The 16,635-nt window shown below is 64.1% G+C and carries 18 protein-coding genes; 11 read left to right on the top strand and 7 right to left on the bottom strand.

All coding sequences use genetic code 11. The features are described 5' to 3' along the window. Nucleotides 1-6: 6 nt before the first annotated feature. Complete coding sequence (locus tag AC522E_RS03430) at nucleotides 7-2,079, top strand: hypothetical protein (RefSeq protein WP_500748991.1); 2,073 nt, start codon at nucleotides 7-9, stop codon at nucleotides 2,077-2,079. Between the two features lie 12 nt (nucleotides 2,080-2,091). On the opposite strand, the gene AC522E_RS03425 is transcribed toward AC522E_RS03430, so the two are convergent. Together AC522E_RS03425 and AC522E_RS03420 are read right to left on the bottom strand one after the other, a co-directional pair. Next, the gene (locus AC522E_RS03425) at nucleotides 2,092-2,595 is read right to left on the bottom strand and encodes a GNAT family N-acetyltransferase (RefSeq protein ID WP_500748990.1); all 504 of its coding nucleotides are present in this window, start codon (nucleotides 2,593-2,595) and stop codon (nucleotides 2,092-2,094) included. Nucleotides 2,596-2,757: 162 nt separating this feature from the next. Then, nucleotides 2,758-3,240 (bottom strand): NUDIX domain-containing protein, encoded by a 483-nt coding sequence (locus AC522E_RS03420; protein ID WP_500750578.1) that lies wholly within the window; start codon nucleotides 3,238-3,240, stop codon nucleotides 2,758-2,760. Between the two features lie 363 nt (nucleotides 3,241-3,603). On the opposite strand from AC522E_RS03420, the gene AC522E_RS03415 reads away from it, so the two are divergent. Both AC522E_RS03415 and AC522E_RS03410 read left to right on the top strand, forming a co-directional pair. Next, on the top strand, nucleotides 3,604-3,846 hold the full coding sequence (locus AC522E_RS03415) for a ferritin family protein (protein WP_500748989.1): 243 nt from the start codon (nucleotides 3,604-3,606) through the stop codon (nucleotides 3,844-3,846). A gap of 247 nt (nucleotides 3,847-4,093) precedes the next feature. Then, entirely contained in the window at nucleotides 4,094-5,008 is a 915-nt protein-coding gene (locus AC522E_RS03410) for a metallophosphoesterase family protein (RefSeq protein WP_500748988.1), read from the top strand. A 28-nt stretch (nucleotides 5,009-5,036) separates the two neighbouring features. Here AC522E_RS03410 and AC522E_RS03405 read toward each other — a convergent pair whose 3' ends face one another. After that, nucleotides 5,037-6,116 (bottom strand): acyltransferase family protein, encoded by a 1,080-nt coding sequence (locus AC522E_RS03405; RefSeq protein WP_500748987.1) that lies wholly within the window; start codon nucleotides 6,114-6,116, stop codon nucleotides 5,037-5,039. A 273-nt stretch (nucleotides 6,117-6,389) separates the two neighbouring features. On the opposite strand from AC522E_RS03405, the gene AC522E_RS03400 reads away from it, so the two are divergent. Then, nucleotides 6,390-7,199 carry a DUF4142 domain-containing protein gene (locus AC522E_RS03400; protein ID WP_500748986.1) on the top strand — a complete coding sequence of 270 codons (810 nt, stop codon included), beginning with the start codon at nucleotides 6,390-6,392 and terminating at the stop codon, nucleotides 7,197-7,199. A gap of 52 nt (nucleotides 7,200-7,251) precedes the next feature. Here AC522E_RS03400 and AC522E_RS03395 read toward each other — a convergent pair whose 3' ends face one another. Then, nucleotides 7,252-8,178 (bottom strand): sugar kinase, encoded by a 927-nt coding sequence (locus AC522E_RS03395; protein WP_500748985.1) that lies wholly within the window; start codon nucleotides 8,176-8,178, stop codon nucleotides 7,252-7,254. Beyond that, on the bottom strand, nucleotides 8,175-9,644 hold the full coding sequence (locus AC522E_RS03390; protein WP_500748984.1) for an FAD-binding oxidoreductase: 1,470 nt from the start codon (nucleotides 9,642-9,644) through the stop codon (nucleotides 8,175-8,177). The genes AC522E_RS03395 and AC522E_RS03390 overlap by 4 nt, the downstream gene beginning before the upstream one ends. 134 nt (nucleotides 9,645-9,778) lie before the next feature. Between AC522E_RS03390 and AC522E_RS03385 the strand changes: the two genes are divergently transcribed. The 6 genes from AC522E_RS03385 to AC522E_RS03360 all read left to right on the top strand — a co-directional run bounded on the left by AC522E_RS03385 (nucleotide 9,779) and on the right by AC522E_RS03360 (nucleotide 14,856). Next, the gene (locus tag AC522E_RS03385) at nucleotides 9,779-10,486 is read left to right on the top strand and encodes a fumarylacetoacetate hydrolase family protein (RefSeq protein ID WP_500748983.1); all 708 of its coding nucleotides are present in this window, start codon (nucleotides 9,779-9,781) and stop codon (nucleotides 10,484-10,486) included. A 113-nt stretch (nucleotides 10,487-10,599) separates the two neighbouring features. After that, complete coding sequence (locus tag AC522E_RS03380) at nucleotides 10,600-11,445, top strand: transporter substrate-binding domain-containing protein (protein ID WP_500748982.1); 846 nt, start codon at nucleotides 10,600-10,602, stop codon at nucleotides 11,443-11,445. A 227-nt stretch (nucleotides 11,446-11,672) separates the two neighbouring features. Then, nucleotides 11,673-12,518 (top strand): lysine/arginine/ornithine ABC transporter substrate-binding protein, encoded by an 846-nt coding sequence (locus tag AC522E_RS03375; protein ID WP_500748981.1) that lies wholly within the window; start codon nucleotides 11,673-11,675, stop codon nucleotides 12,516-12,518. Between the two features lie 73 nt (nucleotides 12,519-12,591). After that, nucleotides 12,592-13,314 (top strand): ABC transporter permease, encoded by a 723-nt coding sequence (locus AC522E_RS03370; protein ID WP_500748980.1) that lies wholly within the window; start codon nucleotides 12,592-12,594, stop codon nucleotides 13,312-13,314. Then, nucleotides 13,314-14,039, top strand: a complete 726-nt coding sequence (locus AC522E_RS03365; RefSeq protein ID WP_500748979.1) for an ABC transporter permease — start codon at nucleotides 13,314-13,316, stop codon at nucleotides 14,037-14,039. The genes AC522E_RS03370 and AC522E_RS03365 overlap by 1 nt, the downstream gene beginning before the upstream one ends. Next, nucleotides 14,032-14,856, top strand: coding sequence for an ABC transporter ATP-binding protein (locus tag AC522E_RS03360; protein ID WP_500748978.1), 825 nt, complete (start codon nucleotides 14,032-14,034; stop codon nucleotides 14,854-14,856). Before AC522E_RS03365 ends, AC522E_RS03360 begins: the two co-directional genes overlap by 8 nt. A gap of 15 nt (nucleotides 14,857-14,871) precedes the next feature. Here AC522E_RS03360 and AC522E_RS03355 read toward each other — a convergent pair whose 3' ends face one another. Together AC522E_RS03355 and AC522E_RS03350 are read right to left on the bottom strand one after the other, a co-directional pair. Continuing rightward, nucleotides 14,872-15,276, bottom strand: a complete 405-nt coding sequence (locus tag AC522E_RS03355) for a hypothetical protein (protein WP_500748977.1) — start codon at nucleotides 15,274-15,276, stop codon at nucleotides 14,872-14,874. Nucleotides 15,277-15,278: 2 nt separating this feature from the next. Then, on the bottom strand, nucleotides 15,279-15,716 hold the full coding sequence (locus AC522E_RS03350; RefSeq protein ID WP_500748976.1) for a DUF4112 domain-containing protein: 438 nt from the start codon (nucleotides 15,714-15,716) through the stop codon (nucleotides 15,279-15,281). A 306-nt stretch (nucleotides 15,717-16,022) separates the two neighbouring features. Between AC522E_RS03350 and AC522E_RS03345 the strand changes: the two genes are divergently transcribed. Then, on the top strand, nucleotides 16,023-16,628 hold the full coding sequence (locus tag AC522E_RS03345; protein WP_500748975.1) for a YcbK family protein: 606 nt from the start codon (nucleotides 16,023-16,025) through the stop codon (nucleotides 16,626-16,628). Nucleotides 16,629-16,635 lie beyond the last annotated feature (7 nt).

The following is a 16,635-nucleotide window of genomic DNA, read 5'->3' as shown; positions in this document are numbered from 1 at the left end:
ATCGCATTGCTTTCCTTGAGCTTCACACCGCTGGTTCCTGTTCCCGTGCTCTGGGCCGTCGGCGCAGTCGCGGTGCTTCTTGCCGTTCTGGCCCTCGTCTCGCGGGGACCGGTTGCGCTCCTGCGGGCTCTGGCGCTGGGCCTGATCCTTCTGGCGCTCACCAATCCTTCCCTCGTCCAGGAAGAACGGGAAAAGGTGAAGGACATCGTTGCGGTGGTCGTCGACCGGACCACGTCCCAGACCCTCGGGGACCGGAAGGACATGACCGACAAGGTTCGCGCCGAACTGGAACGCCGCTTCGGTTCCCTGAACGACGTCGAACCTCGCTATATCGAGGCGGACGACGGTACGGGCGATGACGGAACCCGCCTGTTCGCGGCTCTGTCCAACGGACTGGCCGACGTCCCGCCCGACCGTCTCGCCGGCGCCATCCTCGTGACCGACGGCGTGGTGCACGACATCCCGCCCAACATCGAGAGCCTCGGCTTCAAGGCGCCGTTGCATGTTCTCGTCACGGGACGCCCCGACGAGCGCGACCGGCAGATCAAGCTGCTCGAGGCCCCACGCTTCGGCATTGTCGGCAAGGATCAGACCATCCGCGCCGTGGTGATGGAGCGGGGCGGCACCGGCTCGGCCACCGTCACCGTCCGCCGCGACGGCCAGGAATTCGCACGCCAGCAGGTCCGCGCGGACACGCCCTTCTCGATCAATGTGCGCATCGAGCACGGAGGGCCGAATGTGGTCGAGCTCGAGGTCGACGGGCTGCCGGACGAGCTGACGCAGGCGAATAACCGCGCCGTCGTCCCCATCGAAGGGATCCGGGAGAAACTGCGCGTGCTCCTCGTCTCCGGCGAACCGAATCCCGGCGAGCGGACATGGCGCAACCTGCTCAAGTCCGACGCGAACGTGGATCTGGTCCATTTCACCATCCTGCGTCCGCCGGAGAAGCAGGACGGCACGCCGATCAACGAGCTGTCGCTGATCGCCTTCCCGACGCGCGAGCTGTTCCAGCAGAAGATCAAGGAGTTCGACCTCATCATCTTCGACCGCTACGCCAACCAGAGCGTCCTTCCCTCGACCTATTTCGAGAACATCGTGCGCTATGTGCGCGAGGGAGGCGCCGTCCTGGTCGCTGCGGGACCGGAATTCGCAGGCTTTGGAAGCCTCGCTCAGACAAGGCTGTCGCCGATCATCCCGGGCGTGCCGGACGGACGCATCATCGAGGAACCCTACAGAGCCGGCATCACGGACACGGGGGCGCGCCATCCTGTGACCCGCGATCTGCCCGGTTCGGAAACGAATCCGCCGAGCTGGGGGGAATGGCTGCGCACCATCGGGACGCAGGTGAATGCGGGAAGCACGGTCATGTCGGGCGCGAACGACTTGCCCCTTCTCGTTCTCAAGCGCGAGGAAAAGGGGCGCGTGGCCCTTCTGCTCTCCGACCACGCCTGGCTCTGGGCCCGCGGCTACGAGGGCGGCGGACCCCATCTCGACCTGCTGCGCCGCCTTGCCCATTGGCTCATGAAGGAGCCGGCTCTGGAGGAGGAGGCCCTGCGCGCCAGCGCGGTCGGTCGCGACATCAGGATCGAACGCCAGACCATGAAGGACAGCGCCGATCCCGTGACCCTCAAGGCTCCGAGCGGCGCCGAAAGCAGCATCGCCCTCGCCGAGACGCGTCCTGGCCTGTTCACGGCGCAGGTGGCGAGCCGGGAACTCGGGCTCCATACGGTCCGCTCCGGCGACCTGATCGCCTTCGTGAGCATTGGGCCCGCCAACCCGCGGGAGCTGACGGACGTGTTCAGCAATGTCGACGCCCTCCGCCCCATTGCGGAGGCCACGGGCGGCTCCGTGCGGCGCGTCGCCTCCGAAGGCGAGAGGGACATCGCCGTTCCGCGCATTCTCGCCGTCCTGTCGGGAACACGGTTCTCCGGCGGGGACTGGATCGGCATCAAGCCGAGCGAAAGCGCCATCGTGCGGGGCGTGTCGGTGTTCCCGCTCGCCCTCGGGCTCCTCGGTCTCGTCCTGCTCGTCGGCGCGACGCTTGCCGCCTGGCTGGTCGAGGGCCGCCGCCGCGCCTGAGCAGGGGCTGCCTCAGACCGAAACCACGCTCACGTGTCCCCTGATGCGGGACAAGGCGCCTTCGACCAGCTCAGCGGCAAGGAAACGATCGGGATTGACGGGGCCGGGAAGCTGAAGATGTCCCGGGGGAACGCGCCTGAAGCCGAAGCGACGGTAATAGGGCTCGTCCCCCACCAGCAGCACCAGGGTGTGTCCCCTGGCCCGCGCAGCATCGAGGGAGCGCAGCATCAACGCCGCTCCGATCCCTCGGCCCTCGAAGGCAGGCTCCACCGCCAGCGGACCGAGCATGAGCGCCGGATCCTCTCCTGCTTTGACCGGTGTCAGCCAGACGGAACCGACGAGCAAGGTGCCGACCAGGGCGGTGAAGGAAAGCTCGGGCAGATGGGGAGCCCCTTCCCGCAGACGGGAGGCCGTGCGGGCATAGCGACCGGGGCCGAACGCGCGTTCATGCAGGCGCTCGATGGCCTCGGAATCGATGGGCAGTTCGTTGCGGATGATCAGAGAGAGTTCGGTCATGAACGGACTCGCGGAATGACAGCGATGCAAAGCGGGCGTGGCGGGAACGTCAGCCGTTTCGTCGTCGCAGGTTCCGGGTCATCGTCATGAGGGGCATGTGTCCTTGGATGCCTTGGCCCATAGCAGCGTCGGCGCGCGGGCGCAAACAGTTCCGCGAACACCTCACCACTGGTTGCCTGCCGGCTCCCCCTCGAGAATTTCCGCCAGGCGCCGGCGGGTGGCCGAAGTCACTCCTTCCGGAAGGTCATCGACAGGAAAGAAGCGCGCCTCGGCGATTTCGCGATCAGGGGCCTTGGGTCCGGCGACGGTGAAGTCGCGGACCACATAGACCACCACATGATCACGCGGAGAGGCATGGCTGTTGAAGAAGACACCGTGCAGCCGCGGCGGCTTCGTCATGACGATGCAGGCCTCCTCCCGGAGCTCACGCTCCAAGGCATCGAGCACAGGTTCTCCGGTCTCGACGCCGCCGCCGGGAAGATGCCAGCCGGGAACGTAGGTATGGCGGATGAGGAAGACGCGGTTATCGCCGTCGATGACCGCGGCCCGCACGCCGAGAGTCATACCGCGGGCGAAGCGCCAATAGGTATGCAGGGTCCGGCGCATCAGGCGCGAGGCGAGCTTGGACTCTGTCAGGACGGGCATTCTCATGAGCGAACCGCAGCCGAGATTACAAATTCATGAATGGAGTTATACTTTAGATGCATATCTGCACCATTGTTTCAGCATATGACATGCGCCTCGTGCAGGTCTATGACAAGCGCAACCCAAAGGTGCTTCCATGTTCCTCTCGCTCATCCTGTCCCGCCTCGTCCGTTCCGCTCGTTTCGCCTGGTCCCCGGCTCTCGATCTCAAGGATCATGCGATCCGCTCGACCCTGATCCCCGGCGCTCAGTACTAATCGCTTTCCGCGACGATTTCTGCCGTTCCGTCATCTCGCCCGGACCCGGGCTTGGCGATATTCGGGAATCCTGTTGAGAGAATCTCCAAACAGGGGCTCTCGGGATCGTGGCGCTGTCGGTGCTGAGCGAGCGTGAGGTCATTGCCCTCGCGATCGCGAACGCGGGAGAAGACTCCCGGATCTATCAGACTTTCGCCGATCGGCCGCGCCCCGATTTTCCCTCCTCCGCCGAAATCTTCGACAACTTGGCGGAGGAAGAACGCCATCATCGCAACTCCCTCCACGATTTCTACCGTTTCCGCCTCGACGGACACCTGCCGCCCATCCGGCGCGGATGCGCAGCTTCCTGAAGCGCCGCGCCGTCTGATGGAATGTCCGGCTCGATCTCGACAGGATGTGCTGCGAGGTCGAGCGCGACCACGAGCGGAAGGCGCGGCTCCGCCTCGCGGTGCCGCAATATGGACACCCCGCTCCTGAACGGCCGCATTCCAGGTCATCGTCGGAGGCGTACTGGTACTCCGCGCCGGCATCTTCATCGGCAACGCCTGAGGGCCCCGGCAATTGGCGAACGGCCTCTGACGCCATAAGGTCCGCGCCATGTTCCGTCTTGCCCATCTGACCGACCCCCATGTGGGGCCTCTCCCCCGTCCGCTGCTTCGGCAATTGCTGAGCAAGCGGCTCACAGGCTGGTACAACTGGCACCGCAGCCGCGCCGGCGCCCATGACATGGAGTTGCTGGCGGACCTTGTCGCCGATATCCGCATGCAGTCGCCCGACCACATCGCCTGTACCGGCGACACCTGCAATATCGGGCTCCCGAGTGAGTGGGTGACGTCGCGCGTTTTTCTGGAAAGCCTCGGCACCCCGGATACCGTCAGCTTCGTGCCGGGAAACCACGATGCCTATGTGATGGGGGCGCTCGAGGGACTCCTGAAGGAGGTCGCCCCCTGGACACGCGGCATCGACGGCCGGGAGGGCGTTTTTCCTTACCTGCGCCGCTACGGTCCAATCGCACTGGTCGGCCTTTCCTCCGCCATCCCGACCCTGCCCTTCGTCGCCACGGGGCGCGTTGGCTCGAGGCAGATGAAGGCTGCGGAGACGATTCTGATGGATCTGGGAGAGGATCCATCATGTTTCCGTACCGTCATGATCCATCATCCGCCCCACCGGGGAGGAGCACAGCCGGGCCGCAACCTGACGGATGCGCGAGCCTTCGAGGCCATGATCGGCCGCGTCGGGGCGGAGCTCATCCTGCATGGGCACAACCATGTCGGATCGCTCGCGCAGCTTCCCGGCCCCAGGGGACCGGTTCCCGTCATCGGCGCGCCCTCGGCGTCGGCCCATGGCGGAACGATCACCCACAAGGCGGGCTATCATCTCTTCACCATCGACCGGGACGAGACGGGCTTCCTGTTGACTGCGGAATTGAGGGGCCTGAGACCGGACGGTACCATCGGAGGAATGGGCATGCTGGCCCTCGGTCAGATCCGGCGGCCCAGCAGCGCGCCCTGAGCCCAGGACGACGCGAATATCGTGAGAGTCAGCGCTGCGGCGAGACGCGTTTGCCGAACGTCCCCAGCCTTGCCCGGGCGAAATCGGTCACGGGCCGCTCGAAGAAGCGGTGCACGAGCAGGCTGACGATCAGGGTCGCCGCCAGCGAAACGGCAATGAAGCCCCAAGGGCCGAGAACGGCATCGGCACCGGCCCGCGCCAGGACGGTTCCGGTTCCCCGGATCACGAAGGGATGGATGAGGTAGATGGCATAGGACGCGTCCCCCGCGAGCGCGACGAAGCGCGTCACCGCGCTCGGCGGACGCTGTTTCGCGCCAAGGGCCGCAGCCGCGACGAGGAAGGCTGCCGGAATGCCCCAGGCCAGAGGCCGCATCTCGTTGAGATTGGCCCGCAATCCGATGAAGTTCATTGCCAGAAGCGCAAGGCCGGCGACGACCAGGACCCAGCGGACGCCTCTGCTCAGCGTCACACCCTCCGCGTGCAGCCAGCCGAGCCCGAGCCCGAAAGCGAACTCCAGAACGATCGGGTCGGTCCAGAAGTCCAGCGGTTGAGGCAGGGCGACCACGCGGCCGAGGATCGCGAGGAGCACCAATACTCCAGACAGGATGCCCACCGCCCACCTCCGCGGCCACGCGAGCACACCCGCAAAGAGAACGTAGAAAAACATCTCGTAGTTCAGGGTCCAGCCCAGGGAGTAGAGGGGCTGTGCCGTTCCGTCCGGACGCTCGAAGGGAATGAAGAGATAGGATGCCAGGATCTGCCACGGCACCAGGGTTTCGCTGTTGAGCAAAGACGGGGCGAGCAGGGCAATGGCAAGGTAGAGCGTGGTGACCGTCCAGTAGAGCGGCACGATCCGCAGCAGGCGCCGGACCAGAAACTCACCCTTTCCGCCCCTCCTCCCGAAGAGGGAGCGCGAGGCATAGACCATGATGAAGCCGGAGATCACGAAGAAGATATCGACGCCGGCCATCCAGGGGAGGTTCTCGAGCGGCGGGAAGGATTGTCCGATGCGCGCCGCCAATCCCGCAGCATCGTGCTGCGCATGCAGGAAGGCGACCGCCAGGGCGGCCAGCGCTCTCAGGACCTGGATATGAACAAGCTTCGACAAGAGGATCTCGGAACCGGACGTGCGCTCATACCCTATCGGAGCCGCCGCCGCATCCTTGTTCCGCCGAATGTCTTTTAAACCAGGCGCATAGTTGAGGCTACCAAGCGCCAAGCTTAGATGCGCAAGCTTCAGCGTATTGATTGGATCATGGTTTCAGCCTGGAACCACCAGGATGCTACATCGTTGAACGGCTGCAGCAGTCACCAGTAGTTCTGTGCAGGCTGACAGGTCTTGCGTAGGTGTTCTGCATTCCAAATGCCGGGAGCTCATCCTATGAAGAAGTACGTTATTCTTGCAGCTTTGCTGACGAGTGCCTCCGCTCCTGCCTTCGCGCAGCCGCTGGACAGTCAGACTTTCCGTACGATGGCCACCCAGGCCGATGCCTTCGAGATCGCCGCAAGCCGGCTGGCTCTGGATCGCTCGCACAACCAACGGGTTCGCACCTTCGCGCAGAACATGATCACGGACCATGGCCAGACGAGCCAGGCGCTCAATGGCGGCCGCGCCGTCTATTCGGCGTCCGGTGAATGGCTGGGCGGCACGGTTGGCGGAACCCTGGCAGGCGCAGGCATCGGCGCTCTGGTCGGCGGCCCTGTCGGCGCCGCAGTCGGAGCGGGCGTCGGGGCAACGACCGGCGCGGTGGCCAGTGCTCCGAGCGGCGGCCCCGGTACCGGGGCTGGCGCGGTCGGCGGCACCCTGGCCGGAGCCGGTGTCGGCGCCTTGGTCGGTGGCCCCGTAGGGGCGGCCGTGGGCGCTGGCGTCGGCGCGACGACCGGAGGAGTTGCAGGCCGCGCCGCCGATGTGCGGTCGACCGGTTCAGTGGCAGCGGCGCCCATCCGGCTACCAGTTCAGCTCGATGCCGAAAAGACCCAGATGCTGAACCAACTCGCTTCGACCAGTGGTCCGCAGTTCGACCGCCTCTATGGCCGCTATCAGCGCGCCGCCCATCAGGAGACCCTGGCCCTGTATCAGCGCTATACCCAGACAGGCACCGATCCGGCCCTGGTGCAGTATTCCCAGTCGGTGATTCCGCATCTGGAACAGCACCTTGCAACGGCACGCCGACTGCCGGGCGGGCGCTGATCGCGTACCTCGAGTCAGTATTGCGTCGGCGGGTCCTTGAGACCCGCCGTTTTCATGCGGCGCGGAGGAAGGCTTCGACGTCCTTTCGAACCGGCATCGGCTCGACGGCCCCCTGCCCCAGGGTCGAGAGCGCCGCCGCCGCATTGGCATAGGCCGCTGCCCTGAAGGCGTCGCCATGCACGAGCCACTCCGCGAGGAAGGCGCCGCCGAACGTGTCCCCCGCCCCGGTCGCATCCACCGCTGCGACAGGCCGGGCCGGAATGACATCGAGGCGATCCGGCGTCGCGACCATGGTGCCGGACTTTCCCATGGTCATCGCGACAATGCGGCAGCCGAGCCCGAGATAGAAGGCGCAGATATCTTCTGGACGGTCGATGCCCGTCAGCTGACGGGCATCGTCGAGGCCAGGCCGTGCGATGTCGGACAGGGCGACCGCGCCGTGGATCACAGCCCTGGCCCGGTCGAGCGGCCAAAGCCGCAGGCGCAGATTCGTGTCATAGCTGACGACGGTGCCGCTCGCCTTCGCATGACGGATGGCGGCGAAGACAGCATCCGCGCAGTCGTCCGAGATCGCCTGGCTGATGCCGGAGGCGTGGAGGATCCGGGCGGAAGCAATCTGGTCAAGAGGCAAGTCGTCGACCCGCACGAGGCTCGCCGCAGATCCTGCCCGGGCGTAGGAAAAGACGTGCCCCTCTTCGCCGTAGCTGATGAAATAGACGCCGGTCCTTCCATCGCTCCGAACGATCACGGAAGAGCGGTCGACTCCTTCCCGATCCCACAGCGCCAGAAACTCCTTTCCGAACGCATCGCCACCCAAGGCCGTGAAGATCGCGGCTCTTGCTCCCTGGCGGGCCGCGGCGACCGCCGTATTGGACACGTCGCCTCCGAAACCGGGCAGGTAAAGGCGCTCGCCATTGCGCTGTACCTCGGCGAATTCCATCAGGGGCTCGCCGATGGCCAGAAGATCGATGGTTTTCATGCGTGATCCGTCAAACTCAGGATGGCTGTGGTGGTGCTCTCGCCCGTCCGGAGGACCTTGCCGGGGTTGAGGAGGTTCTGGGGGTCGAGGGTCTGCTTGAGGGCGCGCATGAGATCGAGCGCCACAGGGTCCTTATAAAGCAGGAGCTCGTCACGCTTGATCAAGCCGACCCCGTGTTCGGCGGCGATCGATCCGTCCATGGCATGAACGATGTCGTGGACGATGCGGTTGAAATGCTCCCATCGCGCAAGGAAGTCGTTCTTGCCCATGGCCATGGGCTGGGACAGGTTGAAATGGATATTGCCGTCGCCGAAGTGTCCGAAGGCGCAGACCCGTATTCCCGGCATTTCCGCCTCGCAGGCCTGGGTGGCAGCCTCGATGAACTCGGCGACGCGGGACACGGGGACCGCGATATCGTGCTTGATCGACCCGCCCTCGAGCCGTTGTACCTCGGAGAGGCTTTCCCGCAGATGCCAGAGGGCAATACTCTGGGCCTCGCTGGCTCCCAGCGTCGCGTCCTCCACCAGGCCCTCCTCGAGGGCCTGGCCCAGAATCTCCTCGAGCCTTCCCTGGAGATCTGCGTCCCTCTGAGGCGAGGAGAGTTCGATCAGGGCATAGGAGTGATGACGCTCCGCCAGGGGCCGGACGGCGCCAGGACGGTGCTTGAGCACGATCTCGAGCCCGAAATCGGGAATGTATTCGAAGGCGGTGAGCTGGTCGCCTGCGGTCTCGCGCAGGCGATGAAACAGCGTCAGCGCGCGTCCCGGCGAGGCGCAGCCCACAAAGGCGGTGACGCGCATCTGCGGCTTTGGAAAAAGCTTCAGGACGGCTGCGGTGATGATGCCCAGCGTCCCCTCCGATCCGATGAAGAGATCTTTCAGGTCGTAGCCCGTGTTGTCCTTCCGCAGGCCCTTCAAGCCGTTCCAGATCCTCCCATCCGCAAGGACCACCTCGAGGCCGAGGGTCAGCTCCCGCATGTTGCCATAGCGCAGGACGGCGGTGCCCCCGGCATTGGTGGCGAGATTGCCGCCGATGCGGCACGACCCCTCCGATGCAAGGGAGAGGGGAAACAGATGGCCCGCCGCGTCGGCGGCATCCTGGACCGATTTCAAAATGCAACCGGCTTCCACGGTGATCGTCGCATTGACCGGATCGAGATCCCGGATCCGGTCGAGCCGGGCCAGGGAGAGGACGATCCCGCCCGACGGGACCCCGCCTCCGACCAGGCCCGTATTGCCCCCCTGCGGCACGACCGGGATCCCGGCCTGCGCGCATTCCCGCATGACATGCGCGACCTCGTCCCGATCACGCGGCCTCACGAGGGCCAAGGCCTGTCCGCGGTAAAGCCCACGGGTCTCGACCAGGGCGCTCTCGAGGTCCGCGGCATCGGTCAGGACCGCCGCCTTGCCAAGTCTTTCCGTCAGACCCTGGATGAAGGTTCTATGCGCGGGGGCTTCGATATCCATTCCTGCTCCTCGGAGGTTGGGCATAGTCATTGCGTCTTGTCGTGTCGACTGCAAGGTGTAGGAAAGGACCAACCGGCCTGCCCCACAGGAAGGCCGGGATAAGAACAATCCTCCCACGCTTTTCCGGACCTCCGATGGCCTATGTGATTCCTGCCCCGACCGTCCCGGCCCTTCCCGTTGCCGATTCGAGCGACCTCTTCCCCGTCCGCCGAGTCTATTGCGTCGGGCGCAACTACGCGGCGCATGCCCGCGAAATGGGAGGCGATCCGACCCGGGAGCCGCCCTTTTTCTTCATGAAGCCCGCCGATGCTCTTCAGCCGGTCCCCGCCGGCAGGACGATCGACCATCCATACCCTCCGAAGACCGGAAACTACCATTTCGAGATCGAGATGGTGGTGGCGCTCGCCAAGGGCGGCCGCGACATCCCGGTGTCGGAAGCGCTCGACCATGTCTACGGCTATGCGGTCGGTCTCGACATGACCCGCCGCGACCTCCAGGACGAGGCCAAGCAGCTCCGTCGTCCCTGGGAACTCGGGAAAGCGGCTGACCTGTCGGGCCCGGTCGGGCCGCTGCTCCCGGCCTCGCGGATCGGGCATCCCGGCGCGGGTGCGATCTCCCTGGCCGTCGATGGGGAGGTGAAGCAGAAGGCCGATCTTTCCGACATGATCTGGTCGGTCGCGGAACAGATCAGCTATCTCTCCTCCTATTTCGAGCTGGCGCCCGGCGACATCATCTTTTCCGGCACCCCTGACGGGGTCGGACCGGTGGTGAAAGGGCAGACGATGACCGGCGCCATCGAGGGGCTGGGCGAGATCCGGCTGACGGTCGTCCCGTCCGACTGAAGGCGTCTTGCCTTTTTGACGCGTTTGGAGGTTACTCCGTCACGGCGCGATCGATCAGATCGCGAGAAGCAAGGCTCGCCTTCAATCCGAGCCCTAGAATCAAGGGAACACATATGAAGTTCTTCAAGACAGTCAGCCTGGCCATTCTCGGCTCCGCGCTTGCGATGGGCGGCGTGGCGGCCCAGGAGAAGACCGTGAAGATCGCCACCGAGGGCGCCTATGCGCCGTGGAACTTCACCGGCGCCGGCGGCAAGCTGGAAGGGTTCGAGATCGATCTTGCCAACGACCTGTGCGCGCGCATGAAGGTGAAGTGCGAGATCGTGGCCCAGGACTGGGACGGCATCATCCCGGCGCTCAATGCCAAGAAGTACGACGCCATCATGGCCGGCATGAGCATCACCGAAGAGCGCAAGAAGGTCATCGACTTCACGGGCCCCTACGCCAATTCTCCCAATGGCTTCCTGGTGGCAAAGGACTCGCCGCTCGCGAAGATGCCGGGCACCGGCGAGGCCTATAACCTCACCTCCCAGCAGGCCGCGGCCGAGAAGGCGATCGATGCCTTCAAGCCTCTCCTGAAGGGCAAGACCGTCGGCGTGCAGGGCTCCACGATCCATTCGAACTTCGCCGACAAGTATCTCAAGGGCACGGCCGAAGTCCGCGAGTACAAGACCACCGAGGCCCATGACCTCGACCTCGCTGCGGGCCGCATCGACGCGGTCCTCGCCGATGCGACGGCGATCATCGGCACTCTCGAGAAGCCCGAGTTCAAGGATTATGTTCTCGTCGGCCCGTCGATCACCGGCGGCATGCTCGGCGCCGGCGTGGGCGTCGGCCTGCGCAAGGGTGATACCGAACTGAAGAAGAGCTTCGATGACGCCATTCAGGCCGCCATCAAGGACGGCACCGTGCAGAAACTCTCCGTGAAGTGGTTCAAGATCGACACCACGCCGCGGAGCTGACCCGGCTTCGTTCATCCAGCAAGGCGCGGCCCGGGCCGCGCCTTTTTTGTACGGATCACCCCGGACTGCGACCGAAATCGCCAGCCGAGCCCGCCGAATTGGCATGATTGGGACTTGCGTTGGCTTGGCTTTTGAATGTTAGCTCTGAGCCAGCGACGACTGCTGGAGCCCTGGTTCCGGCCTCGCCGGAAAAGGCTCGTTTGACGCCACACATTTAGGGAACGACGATGAGAATGTTCAAGGTAATCGGCCTTGGCCTACTGGCCTCCGCGCTTGCGATGGGCGGCGTGGCGGCCCAGGAGAAGACCGTGAAGATCGCCACCGAGGGCGCCTATGCGCCGTGGAACTTCACCGGCGCCGGCGGCAAGCTGGAAGGGTTCGAGATCGATCTCGCCAACGACCTGTGCGCACGCATGAAGGTGAAGTGCGAGATCGTGGCCCAGGACTGGGACGGCATCATCCCGGCACTCAATGCCAAGAAGTACGACGCCATCATGGCCGGCATGAACATCACCGACAAGCGGCTGGAAGTGATCGACTTCTCGCGCCCCTATGCGTCGGGCCTGCATGGCTTCGCGACGATGAAGGATTCCCCCCTTGCGAAGCTGGAGGGGACCGGTGGCCGCGTGAACCTGGACAAGGATGCCGCTGGCGCGCAGAAGGTGATCGATGCGTGGAAGCCTGTCCTGAAGGGCAAGACCATCGGCGTGCAGGGCTCGACCGTGAACTCCCAGTTCCTGGAAAAGTACCTCAAGGACACGATCGAGATCCGCGAATACAAGACCACGGAGCAGCATGATCTCGACCTCGCGGCAGGTCGCGTCGATGCGATCTTCGCGGCGCAGTCGTCCATGAAGGCGACCCTCGACCAGCCCGAATTCAAGAACATGGCCATGGCCGGCGCCGGCGTTTCCGGCGGCGTGCTCGGACGCGGCGTGGCCGTCGGAATGCGCAAGGGCGAAGCGGAACTGAAAAGCAATTTCGATGCGGCGATCCAGGCCGCCATCGCCGACGGAACGGTCAAGAAGCTGACCGAGAAGTGGTTCAAGGTCGATATGACCCCGCAGAGCTGAGCTCAGCGCGCGATCGTTATCTCGAACAGCGTCATCCCGTTCGCGGGATGACGCATAACAGGAACAGTCCAGCGTGCAGCAACTGAGCTATTTCGAGCTCGTCGGGTTCGGTCCGAACGGGTGGGGATGGGCGCTTCTGACGGCGACGGGAATGACGTTGGCCGTTGCGCTCTGCGGTTTTCTTTGCGGATCCGTGGTGGGCACCGTCGTCGCCTGGGCGAAGCTTTCGCGCAATGTCGCGGCCCGAAGCCTGGCCGACGGCTATACCACCATTCTGCGCGGCATCCCTGATCTTCTCGTCATCTATCTTTTCTATTTCGGCGGCAGTGCGGCCCTCAGCGCCATCGGCAGCCTGTTCGGCGCGGAAGGGTTCATCGGCGTCCCTGCCTTCGTCACAGGCGCACTCGCGATCGGTATCGTCTCCGGAGCCTACCAGGCCGAGGTGTTCCGCGGGGCCTACCAGGTCGTCTCCCGTGGCGAGATCGAGGCGGCGCGCTCGGTCGGCATGCATCGCTGGCTGATGTTCCGCCGCATCATCGCCCCGCAGGTGCTGCGCTACGCGATTCCTGGCCTCGGCAACACATGGCAGCTCGTCCTGAAGGAATCTGCGCTCATCTCCGTCACCGGGCTCGTGGAATTGCTGCGCCAGTCGCATATCGCGGCGGGCTCGACCCGCCGGCCCTTCGACTTCTATATCACCGCCGCCCTGCTTTACCTCGTGATCACGTGGGTTTCGACCTACCTGTTCCAACGCGCCGAGACCCATTCCATGCGCGGCATGCGGAGGGCTTCCTGATGGATTTCACCTTTATGCGGGATACCTTCCTGCAGCTCATGACAGGCGTCCCGCTGACGCTCAACCTCGCCTTCACCTCTGTCGCCTTCGGCGCCGTCTTCGCGATGCTTCTGGCGCTGATGCGCATCTCCGGAATCCGCGTTCTGGATATCGTCGCGCGGGCCTACGTGTTCGTCTTCCGTGGAACGCCGCTGCTTGTGCAGATCTTCCTGATTTATTATGGCCTCGGTCAGTTTCGCCCGACACTTCAGGAATGGGGTATCTGGAGCTTCTTCCGCGAGCCCTACTGGTGCGCCGTGCTGGCCCTGACTCTCAACACCGCCGCCTATGCGAGCGAGATCTTCCGCGGTGGATTGCAGGCCGTGCCGCATCAGCAGGTCGAGGCCGCGCGCGCCTGTGGCATGTCTGGCATGCTGCTCTTTCGCCGGATCGTCTTTCCCATCGCCGTCCGGCAGGCTCTCCCTGCCTATGGCAGCGAGATCATCCTGATGGTAAAGGCGACGTCGCTTGCCTCCATCATCACCATGATGGAAGTGACCGGCCTGGCGGCCAAACTCATTTCGCAGACCTTCCGCGCGGTCGAGGTCTTCGTGGTTGCTGGAGCGATCTACCTCATCCTCAACTTCGTGATCACGCGCATCATCATGGCCGTCGAGTGGTGGCTCTCCCCTCATCTGCGCCGCCCGCCCGCCGTCGCGCCGAAACTGGAGGCTGCACATGTCTGATGCAGTCCCGTTTTCCGCTTCGCTGCAAAACGGAGTTTCGCCCGTGCCGTCCTCCAATGCTCCCGCTGTCTCCGTTCACAACCTGCGCAAGAGCTTCGGTTCACTCGAGGTTCTCAAGGGCGTCTCTCTGGAGGCCCGGGAAGGCGACGTGATCTCGATCCTGGGCGCATCCGGATCGGGCAAGTCGACGATGCTTCGCTGCATCAACATGCTGGAAGTACCGGATTCCGGCGAGATCAAGATCGGCGGCGAGGCAATCGGTCTCAAGAAGACGCGGCGTGGCATGGAGCCGGCGGACCAGTCACAGGTGGATCGCATCCGCTCGCGGGTCGCCATGGTGTTCCAGAGCTTCAATCTCTGGTCTCACATGACCGTTCTGGAAAACGTCATCGAAGCCCCGGTCCACGTTCAGAAGCGGCCGAAGACGGAATGCCTTGCCGAGGCGGAGGCCCTTCTCGAAAAGGTCGGCATCGCCGACAAGCGCAACCAATATCCATCGCATCTGTCGGGCGGCCAGCAGCAGCGCGCGGCCATTGCGCGCGCCCTGGCCATGCACCCCAAGGTCATGCTCTTCGACGAACCGACCTCGGCCCTCGATCCGGAACTGGTCGGCGAAGTGCTTCGGGTCATGCGCTCCTTGGCGGAAGAAGGCAGGACCATGCTCGTGGTGACTCACGAGATGGGATTCGCCCGCGACGTATCCAACCGCGTCATGTTCCTTCATCAGGGCATGGTGGAGGAGGAAGGCACGCCGTCGGAGGTGTTTGGCGCGCCGAAATCGGAGCGCTTCAAGCAGTTCATTTCCAGCCACCGCTGAACCGGCACCGCCGGTTCAGCGCCGTTCGATGCTGCGTCGCTCGAAATCGCCATCCGCCGACGCGTCCGTGATGTCCGAGGGGGTCACGTCCCGGTAGCCGGGACGTGGATAGCCTCCGTTCCAATCCATTGGCTCCCCTGGACGGACGGCGCGTCCCAGAAAGATGCTGATGGCCGCTGGCACAGCCAGGATCAGCAGGGCCACGATGCCCCAGACGAAGACGATGGCGGCGAGCCCAAGATTCCGAATGGCCGCCAGGCTCCATGAAAGCCATTCGACCGTTTCGGGATGGCTGCTCACCACGTCCGCATGCCGGGCTGCGGTGGTGCCGAACAGATCGATGAGGCCATAGGCGCCCCAGGCCAGAAGAGACCAGAGGGCCACCATGATTCCGGCAACCAGCCAGAGAAACCGTCTCATCGTCAGCGCTCGTCGATACGGGTTGCGGTAGCGTCGATCTGGCGCGGACCGCGCTTGGAAAGACCAAGGTGTTGGTGAATGATGCGCAAATTGCGCTGATTGCCTTTGAAGAAAACGTCGAATACGTCGCCCGCCACAGGGATCGCACCGAATGCCGTATCGAGTGCTATGTTGGCGATCATCCGCGCGATCTTCCAGCGGGGCAGACCGAGCTGATGGGCCTCCCAGACGATATAGCTCGCCAGAACCGCAGAAATCGCGTCGCCCACACCGGGGACGAGACCGATCACCGCATCGAGACCGATGCGCCGGTTCAGGCCCGGAATCAGAAACGCGCTATCCATGAGGTTCGCCACCATCGTAACGCGCGCGACAGCATCCTCGCGGGTTGAACCGGCCGACTTCACGGAATCGAAAAAAGCGCTGCGAGCAGCGTACATCCCACTTTCTCCTGGCTGCCGAGGAGGGCAGCACGACGTCAGAAGATGTGTGCATGCCAAACTTCGCCTGCAAGAGCAGCGTCAATTGAAACGCTATTGCAAGGCTACAAAGGATAATTTCAGATCTCCATTGCGTTAGAACAGGACATCGTTCCGGCCCTTTGGGTTTACTTTTGATTATATTCAAATCCCAGGGCTTGCCGCCGCTGGTTTCAACCTTAGCTTGCTTCGCTGGCAGCGGCAACTTAGCCGTTACATGCTCAAGAACCAAAAGCAGACGCAGCGATGTGCGGCTGAGGGTCGCTCATGGCCGCAAAAGGGGGGCTCGTTTGGGAGGACCCTATGAGCACCAGTTCTCGTCGCCACAAAAGCGTGTGCATCCCCATGACCCTTTGCGCCGGATGCCTTTTCGGTGCAGCGGTTCTGGGAGCATCCCTGAATCCGGCGAAGGCGGAAAGCGAAGGGATCGGATACCCTGCGGCGCAATATGCCAGCCTTCCGGCGACCGACCGTATGAGAGACCCCTCCGAAACGGGAAGCCTGCCGAGGGATGCCGCGGTGCCAAAACCGGCCTCGCGCTTCTCGACCTCGGTCAGTCTCGGGAACATCGTATTACGGAAAGGGGCACCGACCAATTGCGTCCCCGCGCCCCTACGGGATGTCATTGCTGACATAGCTGCGAGGTTCGGTGCAGTGAGCGTCGAATCCACCCATCGCACAGCCGGGAGGAACAGGCGAGCGGGCGGGGCCGGGCATTCCCTGCATCTCGCCTGCCGCGCCGTGGACTTTCGTATTCACAACCGCATACGCGGAGTCATGGCATATTTGCGCTCGCGTCCCGAGGTCGGCGGCCTTAAGATCTATCGGAACGGCATCATCCATGTCGACAATGGAACGCGCCGAAGCTGGTAGAGGCCAC

Source organism: Microvirga sp. BF8, assembly GCF_059888585.1.
Note: the sequence above shows the minus strand (reverse complement) of the source record. Positions and strands in the feature narration are given on the sequence as shown.